The sequence below is a fragment of the Allostigmatella hybrida genome (assembly GCF_020103775.1).
GTDB classification, from domain to species: Bacteria; Myxococcota; Myxococcia; order Myxococcales; family Myxococcaceae; genus Hyalangium; species Hyalangium aurantiaca.
The window spans coordinates 172,658-190,138 of record NZ_JAHXBH010000012.1 but is presented as its reverse complement, the minus strand read 5'-3'; the positions used below and the strand labels follow the sequence as shown (position 1 = coordinate 190,138).

General features: G+C 71.3%; 14 protein-coding genes. 5 read left to right on the top strand and 9 right to left on the bottom strand.

The features are described 5' to 3' along the window. The first annotated feature begins 58 nt into the window (after window positions 1–58). Together KY661_RS20435 and KY661_RS20430 are read left to right on the top strand one after the other, a co-directional pair. On the top strand, window positions 59–883 hold the full coding sequence (locus KY661_RS20435) for a hypothetical protein (protein ID WP_225411801.1): 825 nt from the start codon (window positions 59–61) through the stop codon (window positions 881–883). Further along, complete coding sequence (locus KY661_RS20430) at window positions 883–2,262, top strand: ABC transporter substrate-binding protein (protein ID WP_225411800.1); 1,380 nt, start codon at window positions 883–885, stop codon at window positions 2,260–2,262. Before KY661_RS20435 ends, KY661_RS20430 begins: the two co-directional genes overlap by 1 nt. Here the strand turns inward: KY661_RS20430 and KY661_RS20425 are convergent. From KY661_RS20425 to KY661_RS20400, 6 genes are all read right to left on the bottom strand, one after another. Continuing rightward, a complete protein-coding gene (locus tag KY661_RS20425; RefSeq protein WP_225411799.1) occupies window positions 2,250–3,425 on the bottom strand; it encodes a pyridoxal phosphate-dependent aminotransferase in 1,176 nt (391 codons plus the stop codon). The two genes, KY661_RS20430 and KY661_RS20425, sit on opposite strands and share 13 nt — an antisense overlap. Next, window positions 3,422–3,700 carry a hypothetical protein gene (locus tag KY661_RS20420; RefSeq protein WP_225411798.1) on the bottom strand — a complete coding sequence of 93 codons (279 nt, stop codon included), beginning with the start codon at window positions 3,698–3,700 and terminating at the stop codon, window positions 3,422–3,424. Before KY661_RS20420 ends, KY661_RS20425 begins: the two co-directional genes overlap by 4 nt. 105 nt (window positions 3,701–3,805) lie before the next feature. Beyond that, entirely contained in the window at window positions 3,806–4,498 is a 693-nt protein-coding gene (bioD, locus tag KY661_RS20415; protein ID WP_225411797.1) for a dethiobiotin synthase, read from the bottom strand. Then, a complete protein-coding gene (bioF, locus tag KY661_RS20410) occupies window positions 4,491–5,699 on the bottom strand; it encodes an 8-amino-7-oxononanoate synthase (protein WP_398577216.1) in 1,209 nt (402 codons plus the stop codon). Before bioF ends, bioD begins: the two co-directional genes overlap by 8 nt. Next, window positions 5,696–6,721 (bottom strand): biotin synthase BioB, encoded by a 1,026-nt coding sequence (gene bioB / locus KY661_RS20405; RefSeq protein WP_225411796.1) that lies wholly within the window; start codon window positions 6,719–6,721, stop codon window positions 5,696–5,698. The genes bioF and bioB overlap by 4 nt, the downstream gene beginning before the upstream one ends. A 184-nt stretch (window positions 6,722–6,905) precedes the next feature. After that, window positions 6,906–7,175, bottom strand: coding sequence for a GlsB/YeaQ/YmgE family stress response membrane protein (locus tag KY661_RS20400; protein ID WP_225411795.1), 270 nt, complete (start codon window positions 7,173–7,175; stop codon window positions 6,906–6,908). Window positions 7,176–7,374: 199 nt separating this feature from the next. On the opposite strand from KY661_RS20400, the gene radA reads away from it, so the two are divergent. After that, complete coding sequence (radA, locus tag KY661_RS20395) at window positions 7,375–8,736, top strand: DNA repair protein RadA (RefSeq protein ID WP_225411794.1); 1,362 nt, start codon at window positions 7,375–7,377, stop codon at window positions 8,734–8,736. 43 nt (window positions 8,737–8,779) lie between these two features. Then, a complete protein-coding gene (locus KY661_RS20390) occupies window positions 8,780–11,347 on the top strand; it encodes a PAS domain S-box protein (RefSeq protein ID WP_225411793.1) in 2,568 nt (855 codons plus the stop codon). A gap of 7 nt (window positions 11,348–11,354) precedes the next feature. On the opposite strand, the gene KY661_RS20385 is transcribed toward KY661_RS20390, so the two are convergent. The 3 genes from KY661_RS20385 to KY661_RS20375 form a co-directional block, all read right to left on the bottom strand. After that, window positions 11,355–13,448 (bottom strand): cation:proton antiporter domain-containing protein, encoded by a 2,094-nt coding sequence (locus KY661_RS20385; protein WP_225411792.1) that lies wholly within the window; start codon window positions 13,446–13,448, stop codon window positions 11,355–11,357. A gap of 140 nt (window positions 13,449–13,588) precedes the next feature. After that, the gene (locus tag KY661_RS20380; protein ID WP_225411791.1) at window positions 13,589–14,020 is read right to left on the bottom strand and encodes a hypothetical protein; all 432 of its coding nucleotides are present in this window, start codon (window positions 14,018–14,020) and stop codon (window positions 13,589–13,591) included. A gap of 111 nt (window positions 14,021–14,131) precedes the next feature. Further along, window positions 14,132–15,613 (bottom strand): potassium/proton antiporter, encoded by a 1,482-nt coding sequence (locus tag KY661_RS20375; protein ID WP_225411790.1) that lies wholly within the window; start codon window positions 15,611–15,613, stop codon window positions 14,132–14,134. Window positions 15,614–15,705: 92 nt separating this feature from the next. Between KY661_RS20375 and KY661_RS20370 the strand changes: the two genes are divergently transcribed. Then, window positions 15,706–17,481, top strand: a complete 1,776-nt coding sequence (locus KY661_RS20370) for a monovalent cation:proton antiporter-2 (CPA2) family protein (protein ID WP_225411789.1) — start codon at window positions 15,706–15,708, stop codon at window positions 17,479–17,481.

Here is a 17,481-nt window from a genome sequence, read left to right as displayed (position 1 = left end):
GGCCGGACGGCTTCCCGCCCTTCGCCCCGTGGCGGGTTCGGCAGTAGGCTCGGGCCCCATGAAATGGGTCTGCCTGTTGTCGATGGTCCTGCTGCTCACGCCCCCCCCCGCGCACGCGCAACGGGGGGCGAAGAGCCAGGCCGCGCTCGTCAAGGAGGGCGAGCGGCTCTACAACGCCCGGAGGTATCGCGAGGCAGCGGACACCTTGAAGAAGGCCCATGAGGCCGCGCCCGACGCGCGCATCCTCTACAACATCGCCCGCGCGTACGAGCAGGTCGGAGACCTGCGCGAGTCGATGGGCTACTACAACCAGTTCATCAGCACCTCCGGCGGGGACACCGACCCGCTGCTCGTCAAGCGCGCCCACTCCGCGGTGGAGCGGCTGCGGCTGCTCATCGACAAGGAGGAGCAGCAGCAGGCGGCCGTGGACGCCGAGCGCAAGCGGCTCCAGGACGAAGCCGATGCCGCGCGCAAGCAGGCCGAGGCCGAGCAGGAGGCCGCCCGGCGGGCCGAGGAGGCCTCCCAGCAGCAGCGGCAGGCCGAGTTCCAGCGGGCCCAGGCCGCCTACCAGCGCAACCGGATCGCCGCGTTCGCCCTGGGCGGCGTGTCCGTGGCCAGCGTGGGCACGGGCATCCTCTTCGGCTTGCAGGCCCGCAGCGCCCGGAAGGACTTCGATGCGGCCACCCGGCTGGAGGACAAGGAGTCCGCCGCGGACAGCACCCGGGGCAAGGCCCTGGTGGCCGACATCGGCATCGGCGTGGGGCTGGCCGCCGCCATCGGTGCCATCATCCTCTATCCCAAGGAAGGCCCACCCTCGAAGGGAGAGGTGCGGATGACCGTCGCGCCCCAGGGCCTGGGCGCCGGCATGGAGGTGAGCTTCTGATGCGCGCCACGAGACTCTTCCTGCTCACCGCGCTGCTCTCCGGGTGCAGCCTCACCACGGCGGGCGGGCTCTCCGAGTGCGAGACCAGCGCCGACTGCAACAGCGACCAGGTCTGCACGAACAACTTCTGTCTGCCCCAACCCGCAGGCTGTGGGACGCGCTACGGCGAGCTGAATGACCCCAACGCCGTGCAGATTGGCGCGGTGCTGCCCTTGAGCCTCTCCGCCACGGACCCGAGCCTGGGCAAGGACGCGTCCGAGGAGCAGGGGCTCAACGCCATCCTCCTGGCCCTGGAGGAGATCAACCAGCGGGGCGCCGCCGGCCGGCGCATCACCCTCAACGTCTGCGACACCGCCGCCGACCTCCCCCGCACGCGCCAGCAGACCGAGTGGCTGGTGAACGACAAGAAGATCGCCGCCCTGCTGACCACCGGGAGCAACCAGACACTCGCCGCCGCGGAGGTGACGCTCCCCAAGGGCGTGCTGACCATGAGCTCCACGGCCACCTCGCCGGAGCTGACCACGCGGGAGCCCAACACCTCGACGGGCCTGCTGTGGCGCACCTCGCCCTCGGACGCCATCCAGGGCCGGGTCATCGCCAACCTGCTGCTCACCGCCCCGGAGTTCGCGGCCGTGAGGCGCGTGGGCATCCTCTACCTGGATGATCAGTACGGCCAGGGGCTCTTCAACGTCATCACCGAGCAGGTGGGAAGGAGCAGGGAGGTCAAGTCCTTCTCCTATGCGCGCAAGGCCGATAACATCGCCGGGCCGGTGGCGCAGCTCGACAACTTCGATCCGGAGCTCACCGTGGTGGTGGGCTTCGAGGACGACGTCTCCCGTATCATCACCATTGCGCAGAAGGACTCGCGCAACCTGAAGCGGAGCGATGGCCACCAGTGGTTCTTCACCGACAGCGTCAAGGACGCGGCGCTCCTAGACGACGCCGCGGTGCTCGCCGCCATCCAGAACTCCTACGGCACGGCCCCCGCCCAGGGCGCGGGCCAGGCCTTCACCGCGTTCCAGTCCCGGTTCAGCTCCCGGTACAACAAGGATCCGTCCGAGTACTCCTTCACCTCGCACAGCTACGACTCGATGTACCTGCTGGGCCTGGCGGTGGCTTATGCCCAGGGCCAGGACAGCCAGGTGACGGGGGCGAAGATGGCGGAGGCGCTCACCAAGGTGTCGAGCCCAGTGGCCGCCGTCCAGATGACCTCCAGCACCTTCGGGGATCTGTCCGGGAAGCTGGCCAATGGCATCAGCGTCAACGTGGAGGGCGCCAGCGGCAGCCTTGAGTTCGACGCAGCGGGCGAGGCCCCCTCCCCCATCGAGCTGTGGCAGGTGAGAAACGGCGGGTTCGTCACCGTCCGCTACGAGGACTGAGCGGCCAGCACGGAGACGAGCGGGCCCAGCGCGGCGGTGAACACCTCGGGCGGGGGCAGCAGGGAGAGCACCAGGAATGCCCCGCCCGTGAAGTCGTAGAAGTAGCCCGGCTGCACCCCCACCCCCGCGTCGAGGAGGGCCAGGCACGTGGCCTCCTCCCCGGGCTCCAGGGGAATGCGCAGCACCGCGCTCCACCCACCCTGCGCGGGCACTACGTCCCAGGATGCCCCCCGGGGCCGGGCGGCTACCAGGCGCCGCCGGTTCTCCTTCACGCGCTCCCGCAGCGCCTCCTGGAAGCGGGGCACGTGCGCGAGGAGCGCGGGCAGGGCCTGCTGGACCGGCGTGCCCACGGACAGGAAGGTGTCCGCCACCCACTCCAGCCTCGCCAGCGCCTCGTCCCGGGCCTCCGCGGGCCCGCCCACGTGCGTCCAGCCCAGCTTGAGGCCGGGCAGCCCCGCCACCTTGGAGAGCCCCGAGAGGCTGAAGGTGAGCATGGGCAGTGCCCGCCCCGCCACCGTGGGCACCCGGTCCGGCCCGGGCGCCCAGGCGTAGTCCGAGAACACCTCGTCACTGAGCAGCGCCAGGCCCGTGGCCGCGCACAGGTCCGAGAGGGCTGATAGTTCGCCCTCGTGAAGGTAGTGGCCCGTGGGGTTGCCTGGGTTGACGACGAGCACCGCCCGGCTGCGCGCATCCCGGGCCGAGGCCACCGCCCCCACGTCCAGGCCAAAGCCATGCGCCCGGGGCAGGCGGTAGGGCCGCACCTCCACCCCTTCCAGGCCGGCCAGGTGCTCGAAGAGGGGGTAGCTGGGGGCCGGGACGAGCACGTTGTCCCCCGGCTCGCACAGCAGCTTGAAGAGCCACGCGTAGGCCTCGCTCGTGCTCGCGGACAGCAGCACGTGCCCAGCGTGGACGGTGGCGCCCCGGAGGGCCAGGTGGGCCGCCACGGCCTCACGCGCGGAGCGCAGGCCCAGGGGGTCGGGTTCGTAGGTGAAGGCCCCCGGCGTGGCCAGCAGGCCCGGGTCCAGCGCGGGCAGGCCCACGCGGGTGGGGTTGCTCTCGGTGAGATCCATCCAGGGCAGCCCCCGGGCCTGGCGTCCGGCCAGGGCCTGGGACAGGGCATTCCACGTCCGGGAGAAGCCGGTGCGCGCGGAGAAGCCGCTCACAGTCCCGTCTGCAGCATCGCATTGGCGACGCGGCGGATCAGCTCCCGGCGGATCTCCTGGCGGCAGTAGTCCACCGCCTGCTGCGGTGGCTTCGGCAACTCAGGATCCCTCAACCGCAGCGCGGTCCGGAGGACCAGTTCGATCCGGGCTGGCTCGATCTGGAAGAGCTTCGTGCTCTCCTTCTGGAGAAAGTACGGAAGCCCGCGCGCATCGAGGAGTTTCTGAAAGTAGCGCCTGACGTCGGCCAGGAGCGTGAGGTCGATGATGTCGCCCATTCGCGAAAAGGGTTCTCGCGCAGATCAAAACACCCGTCCATTTCACGGCCACGTGACCCGAAAACTTGCGCGGCCTGTAGCACTCCGAACGCGCCGGAGGCCGATTTACCGGCCTCGCGCGCGATGGGGCACCAACGGACCCAGGGCCGCGCGGAAAGCCGCGTGGCGCCGCCGCGGGTCCTTCAGGTAGGGCACGGGACCCAGCACCCGGACACCGTGGCGCTCCTCCAGCCACTGGCGGTTGTCACGCTCGGAGGTGTCCTTCGTGGGTGTGCCGCGGCTGAGCAGCACGGCGCTCACCGGCACCCCGCGCCCGGCCAGGGCCCGCAGCGACAGGGCTGTATGGTTGAGGGTGCCCAGTCCCGCCCGGGCCACGAGCAACACGGGCAGCCCCAGCGCGGCGATCAGGTCCATGATGTCGCGTTGGGAGTCGATGGGAACAAAAAGACCGCCCGCCCCTTCGACGATGGCGGCGCCATGGCGCAGGCGCTCCCAGGCCGCCAGGGTGGTGCTCCAGTCCGGCTCCCGGCCCAGGCGGTGCGCGGCGATGCCAGGGGCCAGCGGGGCCCGGAACCGGTGCGGGCAGAGCGCCTCCACGGGCAGCTGGCTCCGGGCCGCCGCGCGCATGGCCAGTGTGTCCGCCGGCTCGGACAGGCGCGCACAGCCACTCTCGTAGGGCTTGAACCCCTGGGGCTCCAGCCCCGCGTCGGCCAGCAGGGACAGCAGCGCGCACGAGGCCTGCGTCTTCCCCACCCCGGTGTCCGTCCCCGTCACGAAGAGTTGGAAGGGCTTAGCCACGGGTGCCTCCTCTCAGGCCGCGCAGGACGTCCAGCGCCGCATCGATGTGCCCCTCGGTGTGCGCGGCGGAGAGGCAGAAGCGCAGGCGGCTCGTGCCCTCGGGCACGGTGGGCGGGCGGATGGCCTTCACCAGCAGGCCCCGCTCCCGGCAGTGCCGGGCGGCCGCCAGCGCGTGCTCCGGCTCGCCCAGGATGACGGGGAAGATGGCGCTGCGCGGCTCCGCGGGGAACCCCAGGGCGCGCAGGCCTTCCGAGAAGCGGCGGATGTTGCGCCAGAGCTTCTCGCGCAGGGGCACGTCCCCCTCCACCATGTCCACGGCCGCCTCGGCGGCGGCACAGAGCGCCGCGGGCAGCGAGGTGGAGAAGACGAAGGGACGGGCCCGGTTGAGGAGCAGCTCCACCACGGGACGCGAGGTGGCCACGTAGGCCCCCATGCCCCCGAAGGCCTTGCTCAGGGTGCCCATGCGCAGGTCCACCTGCCCGCTCAGGCCCAGTTCCTCGCACAGCCCGGCCCCCCGGGGGCCCAGCACCCCCGTGGCGTGGGCCTCATCCACCAGGAGCGCCGCCCCCTCCTCGCGGCAGACGGCCACCAGCCCGGCCAGCGGGGCGTGGTCCCCATCCATGGAGAAGACCGTGTCGGTGACGACGAGCTTGCGGCGCGCGGGCGTCTCCTTCAGCGCGCGGGCCAGGGCCCCGGCGTCCGCGTGCGGGTAGACGACGGTGCGCGCGCGGGACAGGCGGCAGCCATCCACGAGCGAGGCGTGGTTGAGCGCATCGGAGAAGACGGCGTCCCCCGCGCCCACCAGGGCCGGGAGGATGCCGGTGTTGGCCGCGAAGCCGGTGTTGAAGAGGAGGACGGCCTCGGCGCGCTCGAAGGCGGCCAGCCGGGCCTCCAGGCGCTGGTGGGCCCCGGTGTCCCCCACCACCAGGCGGCTGGCCCCGGTGCCCACGCCGTACTGCTCCAGGGCGGCGGCGGCGGCGGCGCGCAGCGTGGGGGACGCGGCCAGGCCCAGGTAGTCGTTGGAGGCGAAGTTGATGAGCACCTCGCCCCCCACGCGCACCAGGGGCCCCTGGGGGGACTCCAGCGGCTCCAGGGCGCGGCGCAGCCCCCGGGCCGCCAGGGACTCCAGCTCCTGCCGGGCCCACGCGGTGGCAGGCCCCTCGCCCGCGGGAGGGGGCCCGGATTCGGACGCCCGGCTCACTCGCGCGACAGGTTCGGCGCCAGGGGCTGGATGCCCGCCTTCTCCAGCAGGGCCATGTCCTGGGTGTACTCGGGGTTGCCGGTGGTGAGCAGCTTCTCACCGAAGAAGAGCGAGTTGGCGCCCGCGAGCATGCACAGGAGCTGCGCCTCCTCGTTCATCTGCTGGCGGCCCGCCGACAGGCGCACCATGGCCTGGGGCATGAGCAGGCGCGCGGTGGCGATGGTGCGCACCATGTCCACCGTCTCCACGCGCTTCTGCCCGGCGAGCGGCGTGCCCTCCACCGGGACGAGCGCGTTGATGGGCACCGACTCGGGGTGCACCTCCTGGTTGGCCAGGGTGAGCAGCAGCTTGCAGCGGTCCTCCACGGACTCGCCCAGGCCGATGATGCCCCCCGAGCACACGGAGATGCCCGCCTGGCGCACCCGCTCCAGGGTGTTGAGCCGGTCCTCGTAGGTGCGCGTGGAGATGATGTCCCCGTAGTGCTCGGCGGAGGTGTCCAGGTTGTGGTTGTAGGCGGACAGGCCCGCGGCGCGCAGGCGCTGCGCCTGGCTCTCGGTGAGCATGCCCAGCGTGGCGCACGCCTCCATGCCCAGGGCCTTCACGCCCTTCACCATCTCCAGCACGCTGTCGAACTGGGGCCCGTCCTTCACCTCGCGCCAGGCGGCGCCCATGCAGAAGCGCGTGGCCCCCGCGGCGCGGGCCTTGCCGGCCGCCGTCAGCACCTCTTGCACCGCCATCAGCTTGTCGGCCTTGACGCCCGTCTTGTAGCGCGCGGCCTGGGGGCAATACGAGCAGTCCTCGGAGCAGCCGCCCGTCTTGATGGACAGCAGCGAGCAGAGCTGCACCTTGTTGTCCTGGAACACCGCCCGGTGGACGGTCTGCGCCTTGTGGACCAGCTCCAGCAGCGGCAGCGTGTAGAGGGCGCGCACTTCCTCCAGCGTCCAGTCGTGGCGGACGGTGAGGCCCGCGGGCGGGGCGGCGAAGTGGGCGTGGCCGTGGAAGGACTCGGCGGCGTCGGACATAGGCTCCTCGAAAGGCGGAAGAGGGGCCCAACCTGACGCGGACACCGGGAAGTTGTCAACGCTGGGGCGGCTCCAGGTTGACGGGTGTCTTCCCCCTCCCAGCGCGCGGAAGCGCAAGAGGGCCGGGCCCAGAAACCTGGGACACCGGCCCTCGCCGCCCTTTTCCGTCAGGCGTCACGCCGCGTCAGACGCGTACCCGCCTGCTGCGGCCCGCGAAGCCCACCAGCAAGAGCACCAGCATCGCGCCAATCACCGAGAAGATGAGCCCCGAGGGGTGCAGATCCATCACGCGGCCATCGCTGCGGAAGAAGGAGCCGATGAAGCCGCCCACGAAGGAGCCCGCGATACCGAGCAGCGTGGTGGCCAGAAGGCCCATGGACTGATTGCCCGGCATAAGCGCACGCGCAAGCAACCCCGCCAGAAGACCGATCACCAGAAACGCGATAATACTCATGAATGAATCCCCCTTCAGAGGAGCGCCGCAACTGCGCGGCCTCGTTCGTTGATGGAGGCAAAGTGAGGTTGCCCCCCCCGAAGGGCAACTTGCGATCATTCCATCGCCGCGTAGGGCCTGCCTGGCTGCCTGCTCTCCGGGCGGCAGGCTCCTCCAAATAAGGCGGGAAACGTCAGCCGGGCGCGATAGAGAACCGCCCATGGCGAAGGCAAAGACACACTACTCCTGCCAGGCGTGCGGGTATCAGTCGGCGAAGTGGCTCGGCAAGTGCCCCGACTGCGGCGCGTGGAGCTCGCTGCTGGAGGAGACCGAGGCCAAGCCGGACGACAAGCGCCCCGCGTGGGGGGCCTCCGGCGGGGCCGCCAAGCCGGTGCTCCTCAAGGACGTGAGCGGCGAGGTGGAGGCGCGGCGGCGCACCGGCATCGCCGAGTTCGACCGGGTGCTGGGCGGCGGCGTGGTGAGCGGCTCGCTCGTGCTCCTGGGCGGAGACCCGGGCATCGGCAAGTCCACCCTGCTGCTGGCCGCGCTGGACCGGCTGGCCCGCCACGGGCCGGTGCTCTACGTCTCCGGCGAGGAGAGCCTGCGGCAGACGAAGATGCGCGCCGAGCGGCTGCGCGTGGAGGGCCAGGCCATCCACCTGTTCGCGGAGACGGACGCGGACCGGGTGCTGAGCGCTGCCGAGGCGCTCAAGCCCATGGCGCTGGTGGTGGACTCCATCCAGACGATGTACCTGCCGGAGCTGGGCAGCGCGCCGGGCAGCATCACCCAGGTGCGGGAGGTGGCCGGGCGGCTGATGGCCTACGCCAAGCGGACCGGGGTGCCCACCTTCCTCGTGGGCCACGTGACGAAGGAGGGCTCCATCGCGGGCCCCCGCGTGCTGGAGCACATGGTGGACACCGTCCTCTACTTCGAGGGCGAGCGCGGCCACCCCTTCCGCATCCTCCGCGCCCACAAGAACCGCTTCGGCTCCACCAACGAGATTGGCGTCTTCGAGATGAAGGGGCTGGGGCTGGTGGAGGTTCCGGACCCCTCCGCCCTCTTCCTCGCGGAGCGGCCCGCGGGCAAGGCCGGCAGCGTCGTCACCTCCACGCTCAACGGCACCCGGCCGCTCCTGGTGGAGGTGCAGGCGCTGGTGGCCCCCACGGGCTACGGCACCGCCCGCCGCACGGCGATCGGCGTGGACGGCAACCGCGTGGCGCTGCTGGCCGCGGTGCTGGAGAAGAAGGAGGACATTCCCCTGGTGGGCTGCGATCTCTTCGTCAACGTGGCCGGGGGCATGCAGCTGTCCGAGCCCGCGTGTGACCTGGCCGTCTGCGCGGCGCTGGTGTCCAGCCTCCAGAACCGGCCGTTGGATCCCCACACCCTGGTGCTGGGCGAGGTGGGCCTGGCCGGCGAGGTGCGCGCGGTGGGGCAGGTGGACCCCCGGCTGGCCGAGGCGGCGAAGATGGGCTTCCAGCGCGTGGTGCTGCCCTCGGGCAGCGCCCGGCGCCTGGAGGCGACGAAGCTCAAGGTGGTGGGCGTGGAAACACTCGGCGAGGCCTTGAGCGCCATGTTCGACTGAGAGGGGTTGCCCGGGCCGCGTGAAGGGCCCACCCTCCAGGACGATGTCTCAAGAGCGCAAAGGGCCCCCAGGACGCACCTCGCAGCACGTGCGGCAAGGGCCCGAAGCCAATGTTTTCGGAAGCCGGCATCCCTGGGAGGTGGGCGGGAGCAGTGAGTTCCCTCAGCCGGGACGGGTCTGGTTACTGGAGGACAGTCCCTCCCAGGCCGCGCATGCCCGTGGCCTCCTGGAGCCGCACTACCGCGTGGAGACGTACACGGACGGCGAGTCCATGCTGGAGGCGCTGGCCCAGGCCTCCCCTCCGCCGGACGCCCTGCTGCTCGACTGGCAACTGCCGGGCACTTCCGGCCTGGAGGTCTGCCGCTTCGTCCGCCAGCTGCATGGCGAGACGGCCCTGCCCATCCTCATGCTGACGGTGCGCGGCGCGCGCACGGACCTCGTCGAGGGGCTGGCGGCGGGGGCCAACGACTACGTGGCCAAGCCCTATGACGACGCGGAGCTGCTCGCCCGGGTGAGGACGCTGGTGCGCATCCACCAGCAGGCCGAGGCGCTGCGCGTGCGCGAGGAGTGGTTCTCCACCACGCTGCACAGCATCGGGGATGCCGTCATCGCCACGGACCCGGCCGGTTGCATCACCTTCCTCAACCCCGTGGCGGTGTCCGTGACGGGCTGGAGCTGGGAGGAGGTCCGCGGCCGTCCGCTCGCCGGCATCTTCCGCATCATCAACGAGTACACGCGCCTGCCGGTGGAGAACCCCGTGGAGCGCGTGCTGCGCGAGGGGCACGTGGTGGGGCTGGCCAACCACACCCTGCTCATCCGCAAGGACGGCAGCGAGGTGCCCATCGACGACAGCGCGGCGCCCATCCGGGATGGCAAGGGCACGCTGATGGGCGTGGTGCTCGTCTTCCGCGACATCAGCGACAAGAAGCTGGCGGAGACCGAGCGCTCCCTGGCGCTCGACGATGCGCGCACGGCCCGGGAGTTCGCCGAGAAGTCGCTCGAGGAGACGCGGGAGGCCAACGCGGCCCTGAGCGCCTCGGAGGAGCGCTTCGCGCTGGCGTTCCGGGCCACCCAGGATGCCATCTGGGACTGGAACCTGGTGACGAACACGGTGAGCTGGAACCCAGGCATCTCCAGCCTCTTTGGCTACGCCCCCCGGGACGTGGGCACCGATGCGGCGTGGCGCCTGCGGCACATCCACCCGGAGGACCAGCAGCGGGTCCTCCACAGCCTCCAGTCCGTCATCAGCTCCCCGCACAGCCAGAACTGGTACGCCGAGTACCGGTACCTGCGCGCCGATGGCACCCATGCCTTCGTGAAGGACCGGGGGTTCGTCGTCCGGGACGCCGTGCGCAACGCGGTGCGCATGGTGGGCGCCATGCAGGACACCACGGCCCAGCGCCGCTCCCTGGAGGCGCTGCGCGAGCGCGAGGAGCTGTTCCGGGGCCTGCTGGACGCCACCGCCGAGGGGCTCTGGGGCATGGACGCGGATGGCCGCTGCATCTTCGCCAACCCCGCGTGTCTGCGCCTGCTCGGGTACGCCTCGGTGCAGGAGATTCTCGGCCACGACTTCCATGCCCTGACGCGCCATGCCCGGGCGGATGGCACCCCCTGCACCCCGGAGACGTGCGGCATCCTCATCGCGCTCGCCACCGGGCGGCACGTGGGCATGGACAACGAGACCCTCAGCCGCAAGGACGGCCAGCGCCTGCACGTGCGCTACCAGGCCAACCCGTTGATGCGGGACCAACAGGTCGTCGGGGCGGTGGTGTCCTTCGAGGACGTCAGCACGCGCAAGGCCATGGAGAAGGAACGCGAGCGGCTGACGCGGGAGGCGGAGATGCTCCACCAGCGGACGCAGGCCCTGCTCGAAGCCGAGATGGCCGCGCGCCGGGACGCCGAGAAGGCCCGCGAGTTCGAGCAGTACCTGGCTGGCATCGTCAGCCATGACCTGCGCAACCCGCTGGGCGTCATCCTCATGAGCGCCCAGGTGCTGCTGCGCCAGGACGACCTGGAGGGCCGGATGCTCAAGTCCATCACGCGCATCCGCAACAGCGCGGAGCTGGCCTCGCGCATGGTGAGAGACTTGCTGGACTTCACCCAGGCGCGCGTGGGGCGCGGCCTGCCCATCCAGCCGGGCCGGCTCGACATCCATGCCTTCGTGCGGCAGGTGGCCGAGGAGGTGGGGCTGAGCACCCCCGAGCGCGAGGTGCTCATCCTCTCGGAGGGCGACGGCGAGGGCGAGTGGGACCCGGACCGCATCACCCAGCTGGTGGTGAACCTGGTGACCAACGCGCTCAAGTACAGCCCCGTCCAGAGCCCCGTCACGGTGAGGACCGTGGGCGCGCCGGACACCGTCACCCTGGAGGTCCACAACCTGGGGGCGCCCATCCCGGAGGCAGCCCAGGCCCTGCTGTTCCAGCCCCTGCAGCGCGCCACCAGCCAGTGGGACAAGCAGGGGCGCAGCGTGGGGCTGGGCCTCTACATCGTGGAGAGCATCGCCCGGGCCCATGGCGGCACCGTGGCCATGGAGTCCACGGCGGAGGCGGGCACCACCTTCCGCGTGCGCCTGCCCCGCTACCCGCCGCCCAAGGCCCCGGCCCCAGGCTGAGGCCGCCTCAGGCGGTGAGCTGGGTGCCCTCCGGAGGCGCCCCGGCCTCCGGCATCAGGAGGAGCCGGGCGGCCTCCACCGCCTCGTGGGTGCCCGCCAGGGCGAGGACATCCCCCAGGCGGAGCACCTCCTTGGCCGTGGGGAAGGAGATGCCCTCCTCGCCCCGCTGGATGGCGAGCACCGTGGCCCCCGTCTGGCCGCGGAGGTTCAGCTCCGCCAGGGTGCGGCCGAGGGCGGGGCTGCGCTCCCCCAGCCGCACGGGGGTGGGCTCTCCCAGCCCGGGCAGCATGCCGTGGACCTGCTCCAGGGGCTGGGGCTCGGCCCCCGGCTCCTTCGAGCGGGACTGGGCCGCGAGCGCCTCCACGATGAGCTGGGCCCCCGCCCGGACGTGGCCCTGGAGGTTCGTGGCGCTGCGCCAGAAGGCCACGCCCAGCAGCACCAGCAGCACCAGCACGAGCAGCGCCCCGGTGAAGCCGCTCAGGAAGGGCTGGGTGATGGCGATGAGCGGGGCGCCCAGGAGCAGGGCGACGACGACCTGAATCGTCACGGTGAGCGCCCGCCGGGGGGCCGCCGCGAGGTCCACCTTCCGGTCTGGACGGCGGGGCAGCGCCACCTCGGCCAGCGTCACCCCCAGCCGGCTCGCCAGCCGGGCAATCCCCACGAGGAACGGCAGCGCCAGCATCACCGCGCCGGCGATGACCAACGCCTCGGCGAGCGAGCTGCTCAGGCCCGTCTTCTCCGCGAGGATGGGGGTGAGCCGCGCCAGGGTGAGGGACGTGCCGATGATGAGGCCGATGAGCAGGGCCATGTCGAGCAGCAACAGCCCGATGAGCCGCCGCACGGTGGTGCCCAGCGTCTTCTGCCGGGGGGCGGTGCGCAGCCCCTCCACCCAGCTCCCGTAGAGGGCCACGAACGTCTGCAGGGGCTTGGGCAGCTTCCGGTCGACGAAGTTCGCCACGGGCCCCGAGACGCGGATGAGCAGCGGCGTGGTGAGCGTGGTGATGGCGGAGACGGCCACGGCGACCGGGTAGAGGAACTCCCCCGTCGCCTTCAGGGACAGCCCCAGCCCGGCGATGATGAACGAGAACTCGCCGATCTGCGCCAGGCTCATGCCCGACTGGACGGAGGTGCGCGTGCCGTTGCCGGTGAGGAAGGCCCCCAGCGACACGCCGACAATCTTGCCCACGATGACCACCACCGTGAGCACCACGATGGCCACCCAGTGCTCGGCGATGAGCTTCGGATCGATGAGCATGCCCACCGACACGAAGAAGATGGCCGCGAACATGTCCTTCACGGGCAGCACCAGGTGCTCCACCACCTTCTCCTCGCCCGACTCGGCCACCAGCGAGCCCGCCAGGAAGGCCCCCAGCGCGACCGAGTAGCCGAACGACTGGGCCAGCAGCGCCACGGCGAAGCACAGGCCCACGCTCGCCACGAGCGTCGTCTCCGGGCGGTTGAGCCGCACCACCGAGCGCATGGCCCGGGGCACCACGAGCAGCCCCACCACCACGAGCCCCACCAGGAACGCCACGAGGCGGCCCGAGGTGAGCGCCAGCTGCCCCGCCGAGAGCCCCGCCCCCGAGGAGATGGCCGTGAGCGCCGCCATGAGCAGCACCGCGATGAGGTCCTCCACGATGAGCACGCCGACGACGAACTCGCGCAGCCGGCCGCGGATGCCCTGCTCGTCGAAGGCCTTGGCGATGATGGTCGTGCTCGAGATGGCCAGGAGCGCGCCCGTGAAGAAGCTCTCGCGCGGCGTCCACCCGAAGGCCCGGCCCACGACGAAGCCCAGCCAGATCATCAGGCTGCACTGGATGACGGCGGTGAGCCCCGCGGTGGGCCCCACCGAGAACAGCTTGCGCAGGCTGAACTCCAGCCCGAGCGAGAACATGAGCAGGATGACGCCCAGCTCCGAGAGCGTCTGGACCGTGCCCGGGTCCGCGAAGAGCGGAAAGGCCACGTAGGGGCCAATGATGAGCCCCGCGATGATGTAGCCCAGCACCACCGGCTGGCGAAGCCACTGGAACAGGACCGTGGTCACCGCGGCCACACACAGCACGAGCGTGATGGCCTTCAGGAATTCGTGTGCGCCGTGCATCCATGACCTCGCGAAAGAATTGCGGCTGGAGGAGCGGGGGTGCGCCCCCCGCGCGGAAGGACTGGGGGAAGCGGCCGCCCGTCAAGACGCGCGGACACTTCGGGAGTGGGGAACTTCAGAAGAACAGGCCGGGGCCTGACTCACCCGAAGGCGGGCGGGCCGCGCAGGGATTGGGTCCGCAGCGTGGGACGGTCCGCGTGATGGCCCAGGGCCACGGCGGCCAGCGGGTGCTGGAACCGGCAGGCCAGCGCCGCGCAGAGGGCGTCCTGCCGGGCCCGCAGCGCGCGCCGCACCGCCTGCACGTTCAAGGGAAAGCCCGGGCGCTCCCGCCAGGACAGCTGCAGGGAGCGGTGCAGATGAACCCTGGGCGTCTCGCTCGCCCCCGCCGCCAGCGCGTCGCTCGCCGCCTTCGGGAGCTTGGTGACCGGCAGGTGCGAGTCCGTGACTTCCTCGGCCACCGCGAGGGCCTCGAGCCCCGCATCCAGGCGCGTGCAGCCTACGGTTCCGCTGACGAAGAGGCCGAGGAGCAGCGCCGCGATCCAGCCCCCGAGCAGCACGATGGCCCGGGGCACCCGGTGCCCACACCCTGCATGCCGTGCTGTGAGGTGGAGGGTGCGCACACAAAGCCAGTACTACGCACAGATCCGCCAGTAAAGCCCCGTTCGCCGACGAAGCCTGGCCCCTTACTCGTCCTCACTCTGGCCGAACATCAGCCGCAGGAACGGGACGTCCTCCGAGTGGGAGAAGACATAGACGTGGTCCCCCCGCTGGAGCACGGTGTCGCCCTTGGGGGCCAGCAGCTCCTGCCCCCGGACGATGAGCATGGCGGCGGAGTCGGCCGGGAACGGCAGCTCGGAGATGCGGGCCCCCGCCGCGGCCGAGGCCACATCGATATAGAAGGAACTCACCTCACCGTTGAGCAGCTGAGTGGAGGCGATCTCCAGCACCGCCTGCGGGGCCTCGGGCACGTTGGCTGCCAGCCCCAGCTTGCGCGTCACCCAGGGCACGGTGGCCCCGGGGAGCACGCCGTTCACCACCACGATGAAGAAGACGACATTGAAGATGTGCTGCGCCCCGGGCGCCCCGTGCAGCACCGGGTAGGTGGCGAGGATGACGGGCACCGCGCCGCGCAGCCCCACCCAGCCGGTGAAGAGAACCTCCCCCGCCGGGAAGCGGAAGGGCAGCAGGCACAGGAGCACCGCCAGCGGCCGGGCCACCAGCGCCAGCACGAGGCTCAGCCCCAGCCCCACCCCCGCCACGCCGAAGAGCTGCGAGGGGAACACGAGCAGCCCCAGGAGCAGGAACATGGCCACCTGGGAGAGCCAGGCCAGCGCGTCGTGCACCCGGAGCAGGCCGGTGCGGTAGCGCAGCGTCTCGTTGCCCAGCATGACGCCCACCGTGTACACCGCCAGGAACCCACTGCCGTCCAGCAGCGTGGGCAGCCCGAAGGCCAGGAACGCCAGCGCCAGCGTCAGCACCGGGTAAAGCCCCGCGGCATGCAGGCGCAGGCGCTTGAGCAGCTGCCGGCCCGCCCACCCAATCCCCAGGCCCATGCCGCCGCCCACGGCCATCTGCACCGCGGCCTGCAGGACCAGCTCCCAGCCGGGCTTGGTCCCCCGGGTCAGGCTCTCGGTGAGCGCGATGGTGAGGATGATGGCCATCGGGTCATTGAGGCCCGACTCCAGCTCCAGCGTGGTGCCTACCCGGCGCTTGAGGTGCAGGCCACTGCCCCGCAGCACGGCGAACACCGCCGCCGCGTCCGTGGAGGAGACGATGGCCCCCAGGAGGAGGGCCTCGGTCCAGCCGAAGCCGAACAGCGCGTAGGCTGCCAGGCCCACCACGGCCGCGGTGGCCACCACCCCCAGCGTGGCGAGCGCCGCCGCCGGGCGCAGCGCGGTGCGCAGGGCGACGAGGGGCGTGTTGAGGCCCCCATCGAAGAGGATGAGGACCAGGGCCACCGTGCCCATGCGGAAGGCAAAGCCGTAGTCCTCGAAGGCGATGTTGCCCGGGCCTTCCGAGCCGGCGGCCATGCCAATGCCCAGGAACAGCAGGGCCACGGGCACCCCGAACCGGCCCGAGGCGCGGCTGAACAGCACGCTCACCGCCATCAGCACGCCCGAGAGCACCAGCAGGAACGCGGTAGGAATGGGTTCGGCCGAAGGCATCGGCGGCGGACTCTATCGAGCCCCCTCGCTGGGGGGTACACCGGCGGTGCGGGAATTGTCGTGGAGCGGGGGCCTGTGCCATGAGGGGGGCCATGTCCCTCCTGCAGCAGGCCCTGGTCTTCCTGGCGGCCGCCGTCGTCGCGGTCACGCTCTTCAAGAAGCTCGGGCTGGGCTCCGTCCTGGGCTACCTGGCGGCGGGGGTCGTCATTGGCCCCTGGGGCATCGGGGCCGTGCCGGATGTGCAGAGCATCCTTCACTTCTCCGAGTTCGGCGTGGTGCTCCTGCTGTTCCTCATTGGCCTGGAGCTGGAGCCCGCCCGGCTCTGGGCGCTGCGACGCACGGTGTTCGGGCTCGGCGGGGCCCAGGTGGCCCTCACGGGGGCGCTGCTCGCCGGGGTGGGCATCGCCACCGGGATGAGGCCCGCCACCGCCGCCGTCGTGGGGCTGGGGCTGTCCCTGTCCTCCACCGCGTTCGCGCTCCAGCTCCTGTCCGAGAAGAACGAGCTGCCCACCCCCCATGGGCAGGCCTCCTTCGGCATCCTCCTGTTCCAGGATCTCGCCGTCATCCCGCTGCTCGCCCTGCTGCCCCTGCTGGGCAGCGGGGAGGCGCCCTCCTCGGAGCCGGGGTGGATGGCCGCGCTCAAGGGGCTGGGCGTGCTGGCGGTGGTCATCGGCGCGGGGCGCTACCTGGTGCGCCCCCTCTTCCAGCGCGTGGCGGCGGTCCACAGCCAGGAGCTGTTCACCGCCTCCGCCCTGCTGCTCGTCATCGGCACCGCGGTGCTGGTCAACGCGGTGGGGCTGTCCATGGCGCTGGGCGCCTTCCTCGCCGGGGTGCTGCTGGCGGACTCGGAGTTCCGCCACGAGCTGGAGGCCGACATCGAGCCCTTCAAGGGGCTGCTGCTGGGGCTGTTCTTCATCGCCGTGGGCATGTCGGTGAACCTCGGCCTCATCGCCGCCGCCCCCCTGAAGGTCCTCCTGTGGGTGGTGGGCCTGGTGGCCCTCAAGGCGCTGGTGCTCTGGGGCCTGGGCCGCTGGCGCCTGGGCAGCTCCGAGTCCGCCTGGAGCCTGGCGCTCATCATCTCCCAGGGCGGCGAGTTCGCCTTCGTGCTGTTCAGCCTGGCGGTGGGGCTCCAGGTGATGGAGCAGTCCCTGGCGGACCTGATGGTGGTGACGGTAAGCCTGTCCATGGCCGTCACCCCCGTGCTCTTCGCGGCCTACACGCGCTGGCTGCGGCCCCGCCTGCGGCACCAGGCCCCTCGCGCCTTCGACGTCTCCCCCCAGGAGGACCACCCCGTGCTCATCGCGGGCTTCGGGCGGGTGGGGCAGGTGGTGGGCCGCCTCCTGCGGGCCAAGCGCATCGGCTTCACCGCGCTGGACATCAGCTCCGAGAACATCGAGTTCCTCAAGCGCTTCGGAAACAACGTCGTCCACTATGGAGATGCGTCCCGGTTGGACTTGCTCAGGGCCGCGAAGGCCGACAAGGCCAAGGTGTTCGTGCTCGCAATCGACGACATCCAGGCCTCCGTGCGCACCGCCGAGACGGTGCTCCAGCACTTCCCCCACCTGACGGTCTTCGCGCGCGCGCGCAACCGGCAGCACGCCTACCAACTGATGAACCTGGGCATCAAAAACATCATGCGTGAGACGTGGGCCTCCAGCCTGGAGATGGGCGGAGGCATCCTGGAGGCGCTGGGGCTCACCTACTCGGAGAGCCGCTCGGCGCTGGAGCGGTTCCGCGAGAACGACGAGAAACTGCTCGCGGCCACCGCCCCGTACCACCGGGACGAGAAGAAGCTGACCGAGCTGGCGGTCCAGGCCCGCAAGGAGCTGGAGAGCCTCTTCGAGCAGGACGCCCGGAAGTCCCCATGA

Bases quoted from the DNA above. Each gene is read 5' to 3' on its own strand.
- KY661_RS20435 (WP_225411801.1), top strand. From the start codon at position 59: ATGAAATGGGTCTGCCTGTTGTCGATGGTCCTGCTGCTCACGCCCCCC.
- KY661_RS20430 (WP_225411800.1), top strand. From the start codon at position 883: ATGCGCGCCACGAGACTCTTCCTGCTCACCGCGCTGCTCTCCGGGTGC.
- KY661_RS20420 (WP_225411798.1), bottom strand. From the start codon at position 3,700: ATGGGCGACATCATCGACCTCACGCTCCTGGCCGACGTCAGGCGCTAC.
- bioB (WP_225411796.1), bottom strand. From the start codon at position 6,721: ATGTCCGACGCCGCCGAGTCCTTCCACGGCCACGCCCACTTCGCCGCC.
- KY661_RS20400 (WP_225411795.1), bottom strand. From the start codon at position 7,175: ATGAGTATTATCGCGTTTCTGGTGATCGGTCTTCTGGCGGGGTTGCTT.
- radA (WP_225411794.1), top strand. From the start codon at position 7,375: ATGGCGAAGGCAAAGACACACTACTCCTGCCAGGCGTGCGGGTATCAG.
- KY661_RS20390 (WP_225411793.1), top strand. From the start codon at position 8,780: ATGTCTCAAGAGCGCAAAGGGCCCCCAGGACGCACCTCGCAGCACGTG.
- KY661_RS20385 (WP_225411792.1), bottom strand. From the start codon at position 13,448: ATGCACGGCGCACACGAATTCCTGAAGGCCATCACGCTCGTGCTGTGT.
- KY661_RS20375 (WP_225411790.1), bottom strand. From the start codon at position 15,613: ATGCCTTCGGCCGAACCCATTCCTACCGCGTTCCTGCTGGTGCTCTCG.
- KY661_RS20370 (WP_225411789.1), top strand. From the start codon at position 15,706: ATGTCCCTCCTGCAGCAGGCCCTGGTCTTCCTGGCGGCCGCCGTCGTC.